The following is a 1,411-nucleotide window of genomic DNA, read 5'->3' on the forward strand; positions in this document are numbered from 1 at the left end:
GGCTCTATAATTTCTGTAGTGGGTAAAACTACTGTAGAGATTATAGAGCTTTTTGAATGCAGACAAAAAGTCCCATAAGAACTATAATGAAAAGCAACCAAACCATCATTAGGAAGAACTTATGAGACTTATTAAGAATACCACAGAATTAATCGGAATTAAAGACCAAAATATCAATATTTCACTTGTTTTTGAAACTGATACTCATATCGAGATTCAAGCAAAACTCGATTCCCCTGCACCATCATGTCCTCATTGCCATGGAAAGATGATCAAGTACGACTTTCAAAAGCCTTCTAAAATCCCTCTTCTTGAGCAAGCTGGAACTCCAACACTACTACGTCTGAAAAAACGTCGTTTCCAGTGTAAAAGTTGTAGACGAGTCACGGTAGCTGAGACATCTATCGTTGAGAAAAACTGCCAAATCTCCAATCTAGTCCGACAAAAGGTTACACAACTCCTAACTGAGAAGGTGTCATTAACGGATATTGCCAGAAGACTTCGCGTGTCAACGTCCACTGTCTATCGTAAACTCGACCAGTTTACTTTCAAGGAACATTATGACAAACTCCCAGCTATTATGTCCTGGGATGAGTTTGGCTTCAAGAAAGGGGAATTGGCTTTTGTGGCACAGAACTATGAGACAAACGAACTCATAACTATACTTGATAATCGCTGCCAAACTACTATACGAAACTACTTTTTGAAGTATCCATTGAAAGTACGACAAAAAGTACGGTTTATCACGATGGACATGTCAGGAGCCTATATGCCACTAGCTCGAAGACTTTTTCCAAATGCCGAAATCATTATTGATCGTTTCCACATCATCCAGCACCTTGGACGTGCCTTTTTAAAGACAAGAATTGCGATTATGAACCAGTTTGATAAGAAGTCACTACCTTATCGAGCTTTAAAAAATCACTGGAGACTCTTCCAAAAGGACAGCCGTAAGTTATCTCTCAACGCTTTTTACTCAAAGACCTTCCATCAAACATTATGCCCACATGAAGTCGTTGAGAAGACACTGAATTTCTCAGAAGAACTCACCAATTATTATAACCTCTATCAGCTTTTGCTTTTTCACTTTCAGGAGAAGAGAGGGGATGAGTTTTTTGAACTCATAGAGGAGAATATAAGCAAGGTCAATCATTACTTCAAAACAGTCTTTAGGACTTTTCGTAAACATAAACAATACATCAAAAATGCACTAGAAACACATTACTCAAATGCAAAATTGGAGGGGACCAATAAGCTTATCAAAGATATTAAACGTCTGGGCTTCGGTTTTAAAAATTTTATCAACTTTAGGAAGCGTGTTTTCATCACTCTGAATATACAAAAAGAGAAGACCTATCTGGTCCTCTCTAGATGTTAGCTTTTCGTCACCCACTACAGTTGACAAAGAGCC

General features: G+C 38.1%; 1 pseudogene. It reads left to right on the top strand.

Annotated features, from left to right (window positions below):
* Positions 1–121: 121 nt before the first annotated feature.
* Positions 122–1,371, top strand: a pseudogene (locus PCY16_RS11210) (ISL3 family transposase).
* The last annotated feature ends 40 nt before the right edge of the window (positions 1,372–1,411 follow it).

It is taken from the genome of Streptococcus sp. SS4 (genome assembly GCF_030440125.1).
Taxonomy (GTDB): domain Bacteria; phylum Bacillota; class Bacilli; order Lactobacillales; family Streptococcaceae; genus Streptococcus.